Source organism: Rubrivirga sp. S365, from assembly GCF_032248475.1.
Lineage (GTDB): Bacteria > Bacteroidota > Rhodothermia > Rhodothermales > Rubricoccaceae > Rubrivirga > Rubrivirga litoralis.
In genome coordinates, this window is record NZ_JAVTTN010000001.1 from 3,100,097 (window position 1) to 3,116,129 (window position 16,033).

Here is a 16,033-nt window from a genome sequence, read left to right on the forward strand (position 1 = left end):
GCAGCGGGCAGAAGGTGCGCCACCCCGCCCCCGGCGTGGCGGGGAGGCCGTCGTAGCGGCGTTGTATGCAACGCCGTCGGGCAACGCCGTCCGGCCGGGGCGCCCGGGCGTAACGGGCGGGGCGGATCCGTAGGGACACCACGCGTGGTGTCCGCCTGGGGCACGACGCACCGCCCCGCCCAGGCGGTCGTCGGCGGGCGGGGCGGCTACGGGCACGGCGCCGCCGTTCAGGACCGCCCCGCCCTCGGCGGACACGACGAGCCGTGTCCGACGGGTGTCTGTTGTGGGCGGGGTGGGACACGTCCAGACCGCCCCGCTCGCATCGTCCGCCACCCCGCCCGCGGCGGGGGCGGGGCGACCCACCGGAGGCGGACGGCTAACGGCCCGCCGCGAGCGCGTCGAACGCGGCCGTGCGCCGGAGGTCGGCGTCGAGGAGGAACGAGTTGGGGTGGGCGATGTCCGCGCCCCGCTCCTCGACGAGCTTGAAGAAGTACGCCCGCTCGATCCCCATCCGGTCCAGCGTGCGGACGTACTCGCGCACGCGGTCGGCCCGGAAGGCCTCGCCGCCGGGCTCGAGCGTGGGGTGCGGCCCACCGAACTCGCTCGCGACGAACGCCACCCCGCCCGGGTCGCGGCCGGCCTCGCGGAGCACCTGCTCGACGGCCTCGCGGTAGGCGGGCCAGTTCCACACGTCGTCGTAGAGGTGCAGGTCGACGGCGTCGTAGCGCACGCCGCCGAAGACGGCGCCGAACGCGGCGAGCGTGGCCGGCCCGTCGCGGCGCGCGGCGGCGACCTCCTCGGGCGTGTACTGCGGGCCGCCCTCGAACACCACGTTCTCGATCCGCCCCTGGAGGAGGGCGAGGGTGTGGAGCCCGCCGATCGGGACCGAGCCCAACACCACCTCGGGCCGCCCGTCCGGCGGGAGCCGCTGGACCTCGTCGTAGAGCACGTTCGACCAGCGGACGAACGCCGCGACGTCGCCGCCGGCGTAGCGATCGACCTCGACGGTCCACTCGTTCCCGAACTGGACCGCCGCCACCCCGCCCCCGACGCGCGCCAGCAGCTCGCGGACGTAGGCCCGGAACTCGGCCTCCTGCTCGTCGGGCGGCAGCGCGCCGAGCCAGTCCGGCATCCCCTTCAGGTCCAGCGTGAGGAACACCTCGACGCCGGCGTCTGCCAAAGCTGAGACGCGGGCCTCCAGCGGCCCCCACACGAAGCGGTCCCGCTCGGGCTCGCGGAACGCCCACCGCTGCCCCAGCCGGACGTGCCGGACGCCCAGCGCGTCGAGCTGCGCGAGCGTGAACGCCCGCTCCTCCGCGTCGGCGACCGGGGGGAACGCGACGCCGAGCGCCAGGTCTTCGGCACCGGCGGTTTCGGGAGCGTGCGTCGAGCACGCGCCGAGCGCGAGGAGGGCGGCGAGCACGAGTCGCATGGGGGCGGGGCGGACCCGGCGGGGACCCGACAAGTACGGCGCGCGGGCGGGGCGGCGCAACCGCCCCGCCCCGTGCGTTATTTGCCCCTCCCCCACTCCACCCCGCCCATGCCGACCGACCCCTGGTGGGACATCGCCCTCGACCCCGACGACCGCGCCGCCGACAACCGGCTCCACGCCGACGGCGCCCCGCTCGTGGGCGGGGTGGACGCCGACGGCCGACCGGACCTGGACTACGCCGGCTACCTCCGGCTCGACCTGTTGCTCGGCGCCCAGCGGCCGGCGTCGTCGGTGCCGGACGAGCGCGTGTTCGTCGTCGTGCACCAGCTGTGTGAGCTCGTGTTCAAGCAGATGGTGTTCGACCTCGCCGTCGTCGCCGGGACGCTGGAGCGGGCCGCCGCCGCGGACGACGCCCAGGCGCTCGCGCTCGCCGAGGGGCGCGTGGACGACCCCGACTCCCCGACGGCCGCCTTCTGGCGCCCCGCGATCACGGCGTCGAACAGGCTCCGCCACGCCGCGCTCCGCATCCTGCCGCCGGTGATGGAGCTGATGAGCGCGAACGACGAGGACGACGTCCTCTTCTCGCGCGTCGAGTTCGGCCTGTTCCGCGCCCACCTCACGCCGTCGAGCGGGTTCCAGACGGCCCAACTCCGCCTCATCCAGCGGGCGCTCGCGAAGGGGCCGCTCCTCGACCTCCGCGTGTTCCCCGGCGCCGCCTACCAGAGCGGAGCCGGCGGGTCGGGCGGGGCGGCCCAGAGCCCGTGCGGCCACGTCGCCCTGGCCGACCCTACGGTGCTCCGGGGCGGGGCGGAGACCGCGACGCCGCCCTCTAGCCACCCCGCCACGCTCGCCACGCGCCTCGACGGCGCGGCCCACGCGCTCCTCGCTCGGCTCGCCGACCTCGCACCCGAGTCCGCCCCGCCCGCTGGCGGTCCGCCCCGCCCCATCGACGCGGCCGACGTGGACCGGGCCGTCGACCGCTTCCGCGCCACGCTCGGCCCCGACGCCGAGGGCGGGGCGGTGGCCGACTTCCGCGACGACCTGGAGCGGGCGGCGGCCGCCGAGAACGAGCGCCGCGCCGGCCTCGGCCCGGCCCGTGCCGGCGCCCGCGCGCTCGTGGAGACGGCGCCGCGCAGCGCGCTCGCCCACGTCTTAGCGCGCGTGGTCGCTCTCGACGACGCGCTCCACGCCCCGGCCGACTCGTTCCTGACGGTCCACCGCCGGACCGTCCGCCGCCACGTCGAGGACGGCAGCGGCACGGGCGGCGGCGGCATGCCGTACCTCGTGACGAGCCAGCGCTACCTGCTCCCGCTGTTCCCGGCGCTCGTGGGCTTCAGAGGGATAGAGGGATGAGAGGTATGGAGGGATGGGCAGACAGACCTCCACCGCCCCGCCCCAGTGAGCGTCTTCCGCCCCGCCCTCGGTGGGGGCCTTCCACCCCGCCCCCTCATCCCTCGCCATCCCTCCATCCCCCATCCCTCTCCCGAATCAGGTCCATCGTCTCGACGGCGTGGCGGAGGTGCGGGATCACGATGCTGCCGCCGACGACGAGGGCCACGTTGAGGGCGTCCTCGACCTCGGCCTCGGACCAGCCGGCCTCGGCGCACTGCTCCAAGTGGTAGTCGATGCAGTCGTTGCAGCGGAGGACGGCGCTCGCCACGAGCCCGAGGAGCTCTTTGGTCTTGCCGTCCAGCGCCCCGTCGCGGTAGGCGGCCGAGTCGAGGTTGAAAAAGCGCTTGATGCCCAGGTGCGAGCCCTCGTCGAGGATGCGCGCGTTCATCCGGGCGCGGTAGGCGTCGAAGCGGTCGAGGCGGGACTCGGCGGGCGGGGTGGCGTCGGACATGTCGGGTAGCGGAAATGTGGCCGCCGAGAAAGCGGCGTGGCGCGAGCGGTTCCGCGCCGCGCGGCGCGCGCTCCCGGCCGAGGCCCGCGCCGCGGCGTCGGCGGCCGTCTGCGCGCGCGTGCTCGCGCTCCCCGAGGTCCGGACCGCGCGCACCGTCCACGCCTTCTGGCCGCTCGCGAACGAGGTCGACCTCCGCCCCGCCCTCCACGCGCTCCGCGAGCGGGGCGTGGTCGTGGCGCTGCCGGTCGTCGCCGGGCCGCGGCGGCTGGTGCACCGGGCGTTCGAGGGCGAGGGCGCGCTGCGGGCGGGGCGGTGGGGGACGCGCGAGCCGGCGCCCTCAGCGCCCGACGTCCGCCCCCATCAGATCGACGTGGTCCTCGTGCCGGGCCTCGCATTCGGGCGCGACGGGAGCCGGCTGGGGTACGGCGGCGGGTTCTACGACGCGTTCCTCGCCCAGACGCCGGCCCTGCGCGTGGGCGTGGGCGGGGCGGCGTCGCTGGTCGCGTCCCTCCCCACGGAGCCCCACGACGCGCGCCTCGACGCGGTCGTCACCGACGCCGAGGTGGTGCGCGCCCCGAGACGGGGCGAGGCGGCCGGCCCGTAACCCCGGGCGGGGCGGGCCGTAGGTTGGGAGGCCCCCACCCCGCCCCGCCCCCTCATGCCCACCCGTCAGCGCCGCCGGCCGCGCCAGGACGACGCCCTCGACGACGAGTTCTCGTCCATCACCGACGAGGACATCGAGGCGTACATGGCCGAGCAGGACCTGGAGGAGGAGGCCGAGACGGAGTCGGGCTTCTGGAACCTCCAGACGGCGTCGGGGATGGGGCTCATCGGGCTCGGGGCGCTCTACAGCCTCCAGCAGATCGGGATTCTCGAGGTGGGGAGCGACGTGCTGGTCCAGCTGGTCCAGGTGCTCCCGGTCTTCGCGGCCGTCCTCATCATGCTCACCGGGTTCGGCGTGCTCTCGTGGAGCCCGGCCGCGCGGCGGCGCAAGAAGGCGCGGCGGGCGGCCCAGAAGCGGAAGGCCCAGCGGCGGAAGGCCCAGCGCAAGACGCTCGGCCGCGAGCCGCGCCCCGACGCCGCGGGCCGCCGCGCGTCGGAGGCGTTCGCGCAGGCCGAGAGCGCGCTCCGCGGGGCGGGGCGGACGGCCAGCCGGGCCACGGCCGAGGCCCGCGAGCGCCGCGCGGGCGCCCGCCGCGCCGGCCACGAGCGGCTGGCCAAGGACCGCCGCAACCGGAAGGTGTCGGGCGTGGCCGCGGGCATGGCCAACTACTTCGGCCTCGACCCGACGGTCGTCCGCATCGGGTGGGTCGTCGCGGCCATCTTCTCGCAGGGCGCCGCGATCCTCCCCTACATCCTGCTCTCGATGATCCTCCCCGACGAGGAGTCGCTCGGGCGGGGCGGCGACGACGACCCGGTCGTCCGCGTGACGGGCGACTGACGGCGCGCGCTGCGGCGGCCGGCCCGCCCCCGCCCCGCCCGTAGCTTCGGCGGTCCCCCCGGCCGCCCATGCTCCCGATCCCGCTCGCGCGGCTCCGCCCCGCCCTCGCTCTCGTCCTCGCCCTGCTCGCCGCCGGCCCGGTGCGGGCGCAGCGCGAGGGGCTCCTCGACGTCGGGAGCCCGCTCTCCGACCTCCTCGAACGACAGGCCGCCGCCGGCCACCTGGGCACGTCGGTCGGCCTCCTCCCGATCTCGGCGGCCGAGGGCGCCGTCCTGCTCGACACGCTCGCGGCGAGGGCGCTCCGGGGCGAGGTGGCGCTGTCGCGGGCCGACGCCGAGCTCCTGGCCCGCTACCAGAGGCGGAGCCCGGCGACCGCGTTCGGCCGGCGCGCCCCGCTCGGGCTCTACGCCGACGGCGTCTCGCCGGTCTCGTACCAAGGCGACGGCTACGCCTTCGAGGCGAGCCCGCTCCTCTACCTCGCCGCCGGGCCGACGCGGCGCACGGCGGTCGCCGGACGCGACGGGAGCGGCCTCGTCTACCAGAACTCGCGGGGCCTCCGCGTGGCCGGACACCTGGGCCGGCTCTTTTTCGAGAGCCGCGCGCTCGAAAACCAGCGCCGCCCCGCCCTCCTCGACTACAGCGTGCCCCGGCGGACCACGCCGCGGCTCGGGTTCGTCAAGCTGTCCGGCGGCGACACCTACGACTACTTCTCGGCCGAGGGCGTGGTCGGGTACCGCGACCGCTTCGTCGAGGCCCGGTTCGGGCGGACGCGGAACCGCTGGGGGCCGGGCCAGGGCACGCTCTTCCTCTCCGACTACGCGGCCCCGTACGACCACCTCCAGCTCCGCGCGAGCGCCGGCCCGGTCCGCTACGCGTCCACGTTCGCCCGGTTTACCACGCCCGACCGCAGCGCGATCGGGGGCGACGGCGTGCTGCCGTCGAAGTACGGCGCGTTCCACCAGTTGACGCTGACGGTCGGGCGCGTGGAGCTCGAAGCGTTCGAGGCCGTCGTCTTCCACGACGATACGCTCAACGGGAACCGCTCGGGCTTCGAGATCGGCTACCTCAACCCGGTCATCTTCTACCGCTCGGTCGAGAGCGAATTGGGGAGCGGCGACAACGCGCTCATCGGCCTGGGCGGGGCGGTCCGGCCCGTCGACGGGGTCCAGGCATACGGCCAGGTGCTCATCGACGAGTTCGTCGCGCGGACGTTCTTCGAGGACGCGTGGACGAACAAGTGGGGCCTCCTGGCCGGCGTCCACGCCGTCGACCTCGTGCCCGGACTCGAAGCGCGGGCCGAGTACGCGCGGCTCCGGCCGTACCTCTACGGCCACCGGACCGAGGCCAGCGCCTACGTCCACTACAACGACGTGCTGGGCCACCCCGCCGGACCGAACGCTTCGGACGCCGCCGTTTTTCTCCGCTACCGGCCGTCCGCCGCCGTCACGGCCGCGCTCAACGTGGCGCGCACGCGGCGCGGCCGCGACCCCGACTCGGTCTACGTCGGGGCCGACCCGCGCGTCCCTTACACGAACCGCGTCTCAGACGTGGCGCCGACGCTCGACGGCGTCGCCCAGACCGAGTGGCTCGTCGAGGCGCGCCTGGGCTACGAGGTGCTCCCGCGGCTCGTGGTCGAGGGCGCCGCCGTGTACCAGTCGCTCGACGACGCCGAGCGCGGCCGCGACCGGGCGCTGACGGGGCTCCTCCAGCTCCGGTGGGGGCTCCCGTTCCGCAGCGAGCGGTTCTGACCGCCCCGCCCCGCCCACGGTGGGCGGGGCGGTCGCGTTACCCCGGCGGGCGGGGCGGCGGCCTGGGCGTCCCGCCCCGACTCCCATGCGCGCCGCTCCGTTCGCCCTCCTCCTCTTTACCGGCTGCGCCACGCCCGAGGCCGCCCGGACCGTCGTTGGCAACGCCGCCCCGCTCTCGGACACGGCGTACCCCGCCCTCGCCGCCGACGCGCCCGTCACCGTCACGACCGGCGACGCCCCGGGCCCCTACGAGGAGCTCGCCGTCCTCGTCGTCGGCCCCGGGCGCAGCCTGTCCGACGCCGAGGAGATGGCCGTCATGCACGCGCGGCTCCGCAGGGAGGCCCGCCGGCTCGGCGCGCAGGCCGTCGTCCGCGTGGCCTACCACAACCTCGGCGAGAACGGCACGAAGGCCACGGGCACGGCCGTCCGGCTCCTCGACCGCTGACCGCCCCGCCCGCGGCGAGCGGGGCGGGGCGGGGCGGGGCGGGGCGGGGCGGGGCGGGGCGGGGCGGGGCGGGGCGGGGCGGGGCGGGGCGGGGCGGGGCGGCAAAAAAAACGGGCCGCCCCCGACGTGAGAGCGGCCCGCGAGGCCTGCGAGGGCGGGGCGGTTAGCCCTCGACCTGCTCGTGGCTCCACGCCTCCTGCGTCGCGCGGACGGCCTGGGCGCCGACGGACGCGTCGATGGCCTTGTCCTGGTCTGCCATCTCGGCGGCGACGACGACGCAGATGGCCTTCGAGATGTCGACGAGGATCGGCGTGAGGTCCTTGAGGTTGCGGAGCGCGAGCTGCGCGAGCTCGTCGGCCTTGAGCGCGAGGGCCGACGTGTACAGCATGTGGTAGCTGATGGCCGCCAAGCTCGTCGCCGTGTAGTCGTCGCGGAGCATCCGCGAGACCTGGTCCGTGTCGCGGATCTGGTCGTAGAGCCCCGCGGCCACGCCGAGCGCGCTCGTCACGGCCTCCTTCACGGCCTCCTTGACGCCCCCGTCGTTCGTCTTCTCGTTGTACTGCTCGAGCGAGCGGACGTGGTTCTGGAGCGTCGTCTTGAGCGACGTGATGACGCGGACGGCCTCGGGGTACTTCGACGTGGTGTCCTCACCGAGCTGGCGCTCGACGGCCTCGAGAATGTGCTTCTCGACACCGTGCATATCGGTGACATAGTTGTTGATGACGTCGTTGCGGTCCTTCATGGGGAGGGGTGGGTATAGAGGGGAAATGGGTCCGTTGTGGACGGCGAGGCCACCCCGCCCGTTCCTCTCCCTGGGGGGACTTCACACGCCGGCCGGGGTCTTCCCGAGGGTCCCGTCGGGGAGCGTCCCGGCGACGACGACGTGGAGGTCGGACGGCCGGAGGTGGCGTCGGACGGCGGCGTCGACCTCGCCCACGGTGAGGGCCGAGACGAGGGTCGGGTAGCGGTCGAGGTAGTCCACGTCGAACCCGCGCTCGGCGTTGACGAGCAGCCGGGCCGCCACCCCGCCCGTCGTCGCGAGCGAGACCACGTGCTGGCCGGCCAGCGTCGTCCGCGTCTGGGCGAGGGCCTCCTCGGTGAGCCCGTCGGCGACGAACCCCTCGACCTCGGCGCGCGTGGCCGCGATGCCGCGATCGAGGTTCTCCTGGCTCAGCGTGACGGCCACGTAGACGCGCCCGTCGTGGCGCGTCGAGACGGACCCGAGCGAGGCGCTCACCCCGTACGTCAGCCCCTGCTCGTCGCGGACGGTCTGCATGAGGCGGCCCGAGAAGTTGCCGCCGAGCGCGAACACGCCGGCGTAGGTCGCCAGAAAGTCGGGGTCGTCGCGGCGGAGCGCGACGGCGTGGCCCAGCCGGACGTCCAGGTTCCGGCGGTCGGCCATCTCGACGTCCGTCCGCCCGGGCTGGGCGGGGCGGGCCGTGTCCTCGAAGGTCGGCGCCGACGCCGTCCGCGCCCAGTCGTCGAAGGCCGCGCCCGCGGCGGCCTCGGCCGCGGCCACGTCGAGGTCGCCCACGACGGCCAGCGTCAGCCCGGTCGAGCCCACGTGGGCCGCGTGGTACGCCCGGACGTCGTCGGGGCGGAGCGCTTCGAGCCGGGCCATCTCGTCGTCGGGGTCGAGCACGTAGTCCGGGTGGGCCGGCCCGAACAGGCGCCGCGCGAGCGTCCCCGACGCCTGCGTGCCCGTCGACTCGCGCGAGCGGCGGACGCTGGCGGTGGCCCGGCGCACGGCCTTTTCGACCTCGTCGTCGCTCAGGGCCGGCTCGCGGAGCTCCTCGGCGACGACGCCGAGCACGTGCGCGAGGTCGTCCCGGAGCGCCCGTCCCGAGAACCCGACGCGGAGGCCGTCGGAGTAGAACGCGACCTGGGCGCCCCGCCCCTCGAGGTCCTCGGCGATCTCGAAGCGGCCGCGCCGGCGCGTCCCCTTGTCGAGGGCCTGGGTCATGAGCGACTGCACGAGGTCGTCGGCCGCGCCGAGGTCGGGGCCGGACTCGAACGAGCCCCGGAAGCTGACGACGTCGCGGACGCCGGTGGGGAGCAGGAGGAGCCGGGCGGGGCCGGCGGCCGTGTCGTGGACGCGCGAGGCGAGGGTGGGGTCGGGCAACGGGGTGGCGGGTGTGGGCGGGGCGGTCACACGTCGCGCCCCGCCCCCAGGGTCCGAGCGGCGAGCGGCAGATGCCCACCCCGCCCACGCGGCGCACGGGCGGGGCGGGCGACCGGAACTCCACGCGGGGTGTCGTCGGGCGGGGCGGGCGCCGTGCCATGCGACGACGCAGGCGGGGCGGTAGCGGGTGGCTCAGAGGCCGCCCCGCCCCGCTACGAGCGCGCCCTGCGGCCGAGGCCCGTGGCGCGCGAGACGCCGAGCGCCACCATGAACCCGGTCCACGCCACCGCGAGCGCTACGTACAGCAACGGGACGCCCGCGTTCGGCCCCCACGTCTCGGCTACGACTATGGCCAGCCCAAGCCCGTTGTACGCCGCCGACAGCCACCAGAACCAGGCGGGCCGCGGAGGCCGCGCGCCCACGAACCCCGACCGCCAGTACCCCACGAGGAGGTAGAACCCGACGAGGGGGAGCGCGATCGCAGCGGCACTCGCAACGGCCTCGTCGTTGGCCTGCCACGAAGAGTCCCACAGGACCGACACGATGAAGGCGAAGCCCACGGCTCCAGGAACGGCCAGGAGGAGGCTGCCCAACGCCGCGACGAAGAGCGGGAGGTCGAACGACGACCGCCCCGCCCCGGGAGCGCCGCCGGCCGGCGGGTGCGTGCCGTGCGTGTCCATGTGTGGCCGCGAGAAGGTCCCGAACGCCACCCCGCCCCGCGGGGGCGGGGCGGTCCTACGCGGGGTCGCCGCCGGCGCCCGGCGCGTCGGGGACGTACCACCCGACCGTCAGGCGGTCGTCGTCGACGAGCCGCGCGGCGGCGGCCTGGACGGCCTCGGCGGTGACGGCCTCGATCCGGCCCTGGAACTCCGAGAACAGCGTCCAGTCGCCGACGGCGATGGCCTCGTTGAGCTGCGAGACGACGGCGTACGGCCCGTCGCGCCCGAACGCCTCGTCGGCCACGACCTGGCGGCGGCCCCGCTCGATCTCCTCGACCGTCAGGCCGTCGGCGGCGACTTCGTGGAGGACGGCGCGGATCTCGGCCTCGACCGCCTCGTGCGTCACGTCGGGCGCCAGCGTGCCGTAGACGGCGAACAGGCCGGGGTCGCGGAGGCGCGGGAAAAAGGCCGAGGACGCCGTCGTCAGGCTCCGGTCGGTGAGGCGGCGGTAGAGCCGGCTGCTCTTGCCGGCCGAGAGCGCCTGGACGAGCACGTCGAGCGCGTCGGCGTCGGCGTCGAGCCCGGCGGGCGCCTTGTAGGCCAGGATCACGGCGCCCAGCTCGCCGGCCTGGCGCACGATCACGCGGCGCTCGCCGCGCTGCTCGGGCTCGCGCGTGACGGCCTCGTCGGCGGCGCGGTGGACGAGCGGCTCGGGCGCCGCGTCCGACTCGTTCGGGCCGGCGGGGATGTCGCCAAAGTGGCGGTCGAGGAGGTCCAGCGCCTCGGCCCGGTCGAACTGGCCGACGACCGAGGCGACCGCGTTCTGCGGCCAGTAGTAGGTGTCGTAGAAGTGGCGGAGCCCGGCGGCCGTGACCGTCTCGACGTCGCTCCGCCACCCAATGACAGGGTGCCCGTAGGGGTGCGCCTGAAAGGCCGTCGCGTAGACGGTGTGGAGCAGCTTGCGCAGCGCCTCGTTCTCGCCCCGGTCCAGCTCGTTCAGGACGACGGTCCGCTCGCTCGACAGATCCTCGTCGCGGACGCGGGCGCCGCGCATCCGGTCGGCCTCGACCTCGACGGCCAGCTCCAGGTGCTCGCTCGGGAGCAGCGCGTAGTAGTTCGTCCGGTCGTACCACGTCGTCGCGTTGATCTGCCCGCCGACGGCCTGGAGCGTCTGGAACACGCTCGTCCCGAGGTCGCGGTTGAACCGCTCGGTCCCCTTGAACATGAGGTGCTCCAGGAGGTGCGTCGCGCCGGTCAGTCCGGCCCCCTCGTTCCGGCTGCCCACGCGGTACGTGACCTGGAAGGCGACGACGGGCGCGGCGGCCTCGTCGAGAAGCAGCGCGAGCATCCCGTTCCGCCGGTGGCGGTAGGCCTCCACCCCGCCCGAGGCGGTCTCGAACACGAACTCGGGGTGGTCGGTAAGGGGCGCGGCGGCGGTCTCGGTCATAGCGGGCGGGGCGGACCCAAGGGGCGGGGTGGGCGCGCCCTACGACCGCGGGCGGGGCGGGGGTCCGGCGGAGGATCTGGTCTGGATGTCGTAGCCACCCCGCCCCGCTCGTAGCAAACGAGGCGCCCGCCCCGCGCGGGCGGGGCGGCGGCCGTGGGAACGGAATCCGCTGCCGGCCGCGCCTACGTCTGTCACGGCAACTGCTCTACCTGATAAGGGCCTTAGCTTTGGAGATGTCCCTACGCGAAAGGCTCGACAACGCGCGCGACCTCCTCCAGTCTGGCCGCCTAGCAAACGAGGCGTCGGTCAGCGGAGGTGTGGTTCTCCCAATCCTGGACGGACTCGGATGGCCAGTGTTCGATCCGTCCGTCGTCGCTCCAGAGTACAGCGTCGAGAAGCGGCGCGTCGACTACGCCCTCATCACCAATGGGACGCCCGCCGTTTTCGTCGAGGTAAAGCAGCCTGGCTTGGCCAATGGCGCTGACCGCCAGTTGTTTGAGTACGCGTTCCATGAGGGCGTCCCCATCGCCATCCTCACCGATGGAGTTACGTGGCACGTCTACCTCCCCGCCATGCAAGGGAGCTACGACGAGCGCCGCGTGTACCTCCTCGACCTGCTGGAGCGCGACCCCGACGAGAGTGTCGAGCGGCTCGAGCGGTACCTCTCGCGCGAGGCCGTCGAGTCCGGTGAGGCGTTCGAGCGCGCAAGGAAGGACTATCAGCGGGCAAAGCAGCGGAAGGGGGCGGCCGAGGCCATCCCTCAAGCGTGGGCCAATCTCCTCGCAGATCCCGAAACGCCTGTCGTGTCGCTTTTGACGACGGAAGTCGAGCGCGTCAGCGGATTTGAGGCTGAACCGAAAGACCTCCACTCCTTCCTCGCAGCGCTCCGGCCCCGTTCCGGCTCCCTCCCGAAGCCCAAGACGGCCGTCACCAAACGCCGAACCCGTTCACGCTCGGCGAGCGGATCGGCCACGTCCACCCCGCTCCCCGGTACGGGCTACGCTATCGACGGAGAGTTCGTCGGATGCCGGCGAGGCCACGAGGTAATCGAGGGCGTGTTCAAGACGCTAGCCTCGCGAGACTCAGGCTTTCCGGAGCGCTTTGCGGAGCAGGTCCGTGGCAAGAAGAGGGCCTACCTGGCCCGATCAAAGGCCGACCTTTTCCCCGGGCACCCCGAGCTTGAAGGGCAGTCCGCCGAAATCGCGCCAGGATGGTTCCTCAGCACACAGAACAGCTCGGAGGCAAAGAAGCGCCTCATCGAGAAGGCGTGCCGCCTTGCCAGCCTGGAGTTCGGCAAAGACGTCGAGGTCCAGATGCCATAGCCGGGCGGGCGGGGCGGCCTCGACCGCCCCGCCCCAAAGCACCGCCCCGCTCGGGCGGGGCGGTGTCAGTGGGCGTCGAGCCAGTTGCCGGCCACGCCCACGTCGACCACGATGGGCACGTCGCCGAGCGGGAGCGCCGCCTGCATCTCCTCGCGGACGAGCGCCGTCACGGCCTCGACCTCGGCGTCGGGCGCCTCGAACACGAGCTCGTCGTGGACCTGCAGGATCATCCGGGTTGCAAGCCCCTCCCCGCCCAGGCGGCGGTGGATGGCGATCATGGCGAGCTTGATCATGTCCGCCTGCGTGCCCTGGATGGGCATGTTGACGGCGATCCGCTCGGCGTAGGCGCGGTCGTTCGGGTTCCGGCTCGTGATCTGGGGGACGTAGCGGCGCCGGCCCAGGAGCGTCTCGACGTAGCCCCGCCGCCGGCCCTCCTCCAGCAGGCCGTCCAAAAACTCGATGACGCCGGGGTAGGACGCCCGGTACTGGTCGATCAGCTCCTGCGCCTCGGCGTTCTTGATCCGCAGCCGGTTGGCGAGCCCGAACGCCGAGATCCCGTACGGGATGCCGTAGTTCACCTGCTTCACCTTGTTCCGCTGGTCGCGGTCGACGTCCTCGTAGTCGACCGAGAACACGCGGGCGGCCGTCGCCGTGTGGATGTCCTGGTCCGACTGGAACGCCTCGACGAGGCCGGGGTCGCCGGACATGTGGGCGATGATGCGGAGCTCGATCTGGGCGTAGTCGGCCGCCATCAGCTGGTGCCCCGGCTCGGCCACGAACGCCCGCCGGATTTCTTTCCCTAGGTCGGTCCGAATCGGGATGTTCTGGAGGTTCGGGTTCGACGACGACAGCCGGCCCGTCGCCGTGACCGTCTGGTTAAAGTCCGTGTGGATGCGGCCCGTGTCGGGGTGGACGAGCTCGGGCAGCCGGTCGACGTAGGTCGACTTCAGCTTCGACACCTTCCGCCAATCCAGCACGAGGGCGGGGAGGTCGTGGGTCTGGGCGAGCTCTGACAGCACGTTCTCGTCCGTCTTCGGCCGGCCGGTCTTGGTCTTGCCGATCGCGTCGAGGCCGATCCCGTACGTCGGCGCCTCCTCCTTGAGCTGCTTTTTGGTCTTGGGCTTGGCGTCCGTGTCGCCCTCGACCTCGCCGGCCTCGTTGTCCTTGGTGTCCTGGACCCACTGCTGGTAGGCCGCCACCTGCTCCTCAGTCGGGGGCGGGTTGAAGAGGACCTCGCCGAGCTGCTTCGTCGAGCCGATCGTGAACTCCCGCCCCGCCAGCTCATAGATCTTCTGCTCCTGCTCGGCGAGCGTGGCTTCGAGTTGGTCCGAGATGTCGGCGAGCACCTTATCGGACACCTTGACGCCGGCCATCTCCATGTCGGCCAGGACGGGCACGAGCGGGAACTCGATGGTCTCGGCGATCTGGAGCAGGCGCCCCTCATCGTCCATCTTCAGCAGCTCTTCGGTCAGCTTGTCGACGAGGCGGAGGGCGACGTCGGCGTCCTCGCAGGCGTAGGGGCCGACGTCCTCGACCGGCACGTCGCGCATGGAGAGCGCGTTCTTGCCCGTCCCGATGAGGTCGGTGATCGGCTGCGGGCGGTAGTTGAGGTAGAAGCTGGCGACGTCGTCCAGCTTGTGGACGGCCTCGGGGTTGAGGAGGTAGTGGGCCACCATCGTGTCGAAGATCGGGCCGCGCACGGTCACGCCGTGCCGCTTCATCACCACGAGGTCGTACTTGACGTTGTGGCCCACCTTCAACAACGACTCGTCTTCGAGGGCGGGGCGGAGCGGCTCGATGGCCGGGTCCGTCGGCGTCCCGTCCGGGAGCGGGGTGGGGACGTAGACGGCGCGCCTGGCCTCCTTGGAGAGCGACACGCCGACGAGCTCGGCCTCCATCGAGTTGGTCGACGTGGTCTCGGTGTCGAAGCTGAGGCGCTCGGCGCCCTGCGTGACGGCCTCGGCGGCGTCGAGCTCGTCGCGCTCCCAGACCGTCGTGTAGCTCACGGCGTCCGAGTCGAGGGCGGTGACGGGCTCGTAGGGGCCGAAGTCGAACGAGAGCGAGGGGTCGTCGGCCGGGAGCGCCGTGTGGGACCGCCGCCCCGCCCCGCCCGCCCCCTTCGTGCGCGCTCGCCCAGCGGCGTAGTCGCGGACGCGGTCGCGGAGCCGGCTCCCGAAGCCGACCTCGTCGAAGAGCGAGTCGACGGCGCCCAGGTCGGGGTCCGTGCGGCGGAGCGTGTGCCAGTCGAGCGGGGCGCCCTCGGCGGTTTCGAGCGGGACGTCGGTGCGGATCGTGACGAGCTCCTTCGACAGCCGGGCGTCGTCGGCGTGGTCGGTCATGCCCTCGCGGGCGCGCTTGCCCTTGAGGTCGGCGGCGTGTTCGATGAGGGCCTCGACCGACCCGTACTGGTCGATGAGCTTGACGGCCGTTTTCTCGCCGATCCCGGGCACGCCGGGCACGTTGTCCGACGAGTCGCCCATGAGTGCCAGGAGGTCGATGAACTTGGTCGGCTCCAGGCCGCCGTACTTCTCGCGGAAGGTCTCGGGCGTCTCGCGGTCGAACGCCTCGCCCATGTAGGGCGGCCGGAGCATGGAGACGCGGTCGGACAGGAGCTGCCGGAAATCCTTGTCGGCCGAGAAGATGACGGCGTCGACGCCCTCGTCCTCGGCGCGCCTGGCGAGCGTCCCGATGACGTCGTCGGCCTCGACACCCTCGACCTCCAAGACCGGGATGTCAAAGGCCTCGACGAGCCGCTTGATGAGCGGCACGTTGTCCTTGATCTCCGGCGGCATGGGCGGCCGGTGGGCCTTGTAGTCGTCGTAGAGCTGGTCGCGGAACGTGGGCGTGCCGCCGAGCTTGTCGAACACGACGGCGATGTGCTCGGGCTGCTCGTCTTCAAGGAGCTTGAGGAGGGCCGTCGCGAAGCCGTAGAGCGTCCGCGTGTCGCGGCCGTCGGGGGCCGTGAGCGTGGCGTTCTTCATCGAGAAGAAGGCCCGGTAGGCGAGGGCCATCGCGTCGGCGAGGAACAGGGTCTCGCGGGCCGCCCCGCCCTCGATGGCGTCGAAGGCCTCGTCGTCGTAGAGGGCGTCGCCGTCTCCTCCGGGAGCCTCCGGCAGCGTGACGGTGAGGTCGGCGTCGGGCGGGGCGGCGGCGGCGTCGGGCGGGGTGGTCTCGGAGGCGTCGTCGAAGAGCGTGGGGTCGGCCATCGGGCGGGGCGGCGGGCGCGGGCGGGGCGGGTGGGCGCACGCTAACGCCGCCCGGTGCCGACGGGTTACCTGCGGTGTCCGGCTTCGCGGGCAGCGGGCAGCAGATGCGCCACCCCGCCCGCGCCAGGGGCGGGGCGGCCGCCGCAGGGGCGACCGGCGGTCGCCCGTGGGCGGGGTGAGGCGGCGTCGCCCGGAACCGCCCCGCCCGCAGGAACGCGAAGGTTCGGGTTCGTAGGGACACCACGCGTGGTGTCCGCGTGGGACGTACCGCCCCGCCCGCGCCGTGGGCGGGGTGGCACCGGGCAGGGCGGCGCTGAGCCAGACCGCCCCGCCTGCCCCGGACACGACGAGTCGTGTCCCTACGAGTG

General features: G+C 73.7%; 13 protein-coding genes. 6 read left to right on the plus strand and 7 right to left on the minus strand.

Annotation, left to right across the window (positions count from 1 at the left end; all coding sequences use genetic code 11):
- Positions 1–376 precede the first annotated feature (376 nt).
- Positions 377–1,432, minus strand: a complete 1,056-nt coding sequence (locus RQM47_RS13555; RefSeq protein WP_311661837.1) for a beta-galactosidase — start codon at positions 1,430–1,432, stop codon at positions 377–379.
- A 108-nt stretch (positions 1,433–1,540) separates the two neighbouring features.
- Between RQM47_RS13555 and RQM47_RS13560 the strand changes: the two genes are divergently transcribed.
- The gene (locus tag RQM47_RS13560; protein ID WP_314009309.1) at positions 1,541–2,785 is read left to right on the plus strand and encodes a tryptophan 2,3-dioxygenase family protein; all 1,245 of its coding nucleotides are present in this window, start codon (positions 1,541–1,543) and stop codon (positions 2,783–2,785) included.
- A 94-nt stretch (positions 2,786–2,879) separates the two neighbouring features.
- Here RQM47_RS13560 and RQM47_RS13565 read toward each other — a convergent pair whose 3' ends face one another.
- Positions 2,880–3,275, minus strand: a complete 396-nt coding sequence (locus RQM47_RS13565) for a carboxymuconolactone decarboxylase family protein (RefSeq protein ID WP_311661833.1) — start codon at positions 3,273–3,275, stop codon at positions 2,880–2,882.
- A gap of 16 nt (positions 3,276–3,291) precedes the next feature.
- On the opposite strand from RQM47_RS13565, the gene RQM47_RS13570 reads away from it, so the two are divergent.
- From RQM47_RS13570 to RQM47_RS13585, 4 genes are all read left to right on the plus strand, one after another.
- Positions 3,292–3,879 carry a 5-formyltetrahydrofolate cyclo-ligase gene (locus tag RQM47_RS13570; RefSeq protein ID WP_314009310.1) on the plus strand — a complete coding sequence of 196 codons (588 nt, stop codon included), beginning with the start codon at positions 3,292–3,294 and terminating at the stop codon, positions 3,877–3,879.
- A 54-nt stretch (positions 3,880–3,933) separates the two neighbouring features.
- Positions 3,934–4,716, plus strand: coding sequence for a PspC domain-containing protein (locus RQM47_RS13575; protein WP_314009311.1), 783 nt, complete (start codon positions 3,934–3,936; stop codon positions 4,714–4,716).
- 68 nt (positions 4,717–4,784) lie between these two features.
- Positions 4,785–6,464: a hypothetical protein gene (locus tag RQM47_RS13580; RefSeq protein WP_314009312.1), complete on the plus strand. Its 1,680-nt coding sequence runs from the start codon at positions 4,785–4,787 to the stop codon at positions 6,462–6,464.
- 85 nt (positions 6,465–6,549) lie between these two features.
- Positions 6,550–6,909: a hypothetical protein gene (locus tag RQM47_RS13585; RefSeq protein WP_311661826.1), complete on the plus strand. Its 360-nt coding sequence runs from the start codon at positions 6,550–6,552 to the stop codon at positions 6,907–6,909.
- Positions 6,910–7,072: 163 nt separating this feature from the next.
- Here RQM47_RS13585 and RQM47_RS13590 read toward each other — a convergent pair whose 3' ends face one another.
- The 4 genes from RQM47_RS13590 to RQM47_RS13605 all read right to left on the minus strand — a co-directional run bounded on the left by RQM47_RS13590 (position 7,073) and on the right by RQM47_RS13605 (position 11,137).
- Positions 7,073–7,651 (minus strand): hypothetical protein, encoded by a 579-nt coding sequence (locus RQM47_RS13590; protein WP_311661824.1) that lies wholly within the window; start codon positions 7,649–7,651, stop codon positions 7,073–7,075.
- A gap of 81 nt (positions 7,652–7,732) precedes the next feature.
- Positions 7,733–9,031: a pitrilysin family protein gene (locus RQM47_RS13595; protein ID WP_311661821.1), complete on the minus strand. Its 1,299-nt coding sequence runs from the start codon at positions 9,029–9,031 to the stop codon at positions 7,733–7,735.
- Positions 9,032–9,243: 212 nt separating this feature from the next.
- Positions 9,244–9,711 carry a hypothetical protein gene (locus RQM47_RS13600; protein ID WP_311661819.1) on the minus strand — a complete coding sequence of 156 codons (468 nt, stop codon included), beginning with the start codon at positions 9,709–9,711 and terminating at the stop codon, positions 9,244–9,246.
- Positions 9,712–9,766: 55 nt separating this feature from the next.
- Positions 9,767–11,137 (minus strand): pitrilysin family protein, encoded by a 1,371-nt coding sequence (locus tag RQM47_RS13605; RefSeq protein ID WP_311661817.1) that lies wholly within the window; start codon positions 11,135–11,137, stop codon positions 9,767–9,769.
- Positions 11,138–11,370: 233 nt separating this feature from the next.
- On the opposite strand from RQM47_RS13605, the gene RQM47_RS13610 reads away from it, so the two are divergent.
- The gene (locus tag RQM47_RS13610) at positions 11,371–12,459 is read left to right on the plus strand and encodes a type I restriction endonuclease (protein ID WP_311661933.1); all 1,089 of its coding nucleotides are present in this window, start codon (positions 11,371–11,373) and stop codon (positions 12,457–12,459) included.
- Positions 12,460–12,524: 65 nt separating this feature from the next.
- On the opposite strand, the gene RQM47_RS13615 is transcribed toward RQM47_RS13610, so the two are convergent.
- Positions 12,525–15,665, minus strand: a complete 3,141-nt coding sequence (locus RQM47_RS13615) for a DNA polymerase I (protein WP_311661815.1) — start codon at positions 15,663–15,665, stop codon at positions 12,525–12,527.
- Between the last annotated feature and the right edge of the window lie 368 nt (positions 15,666–16,033).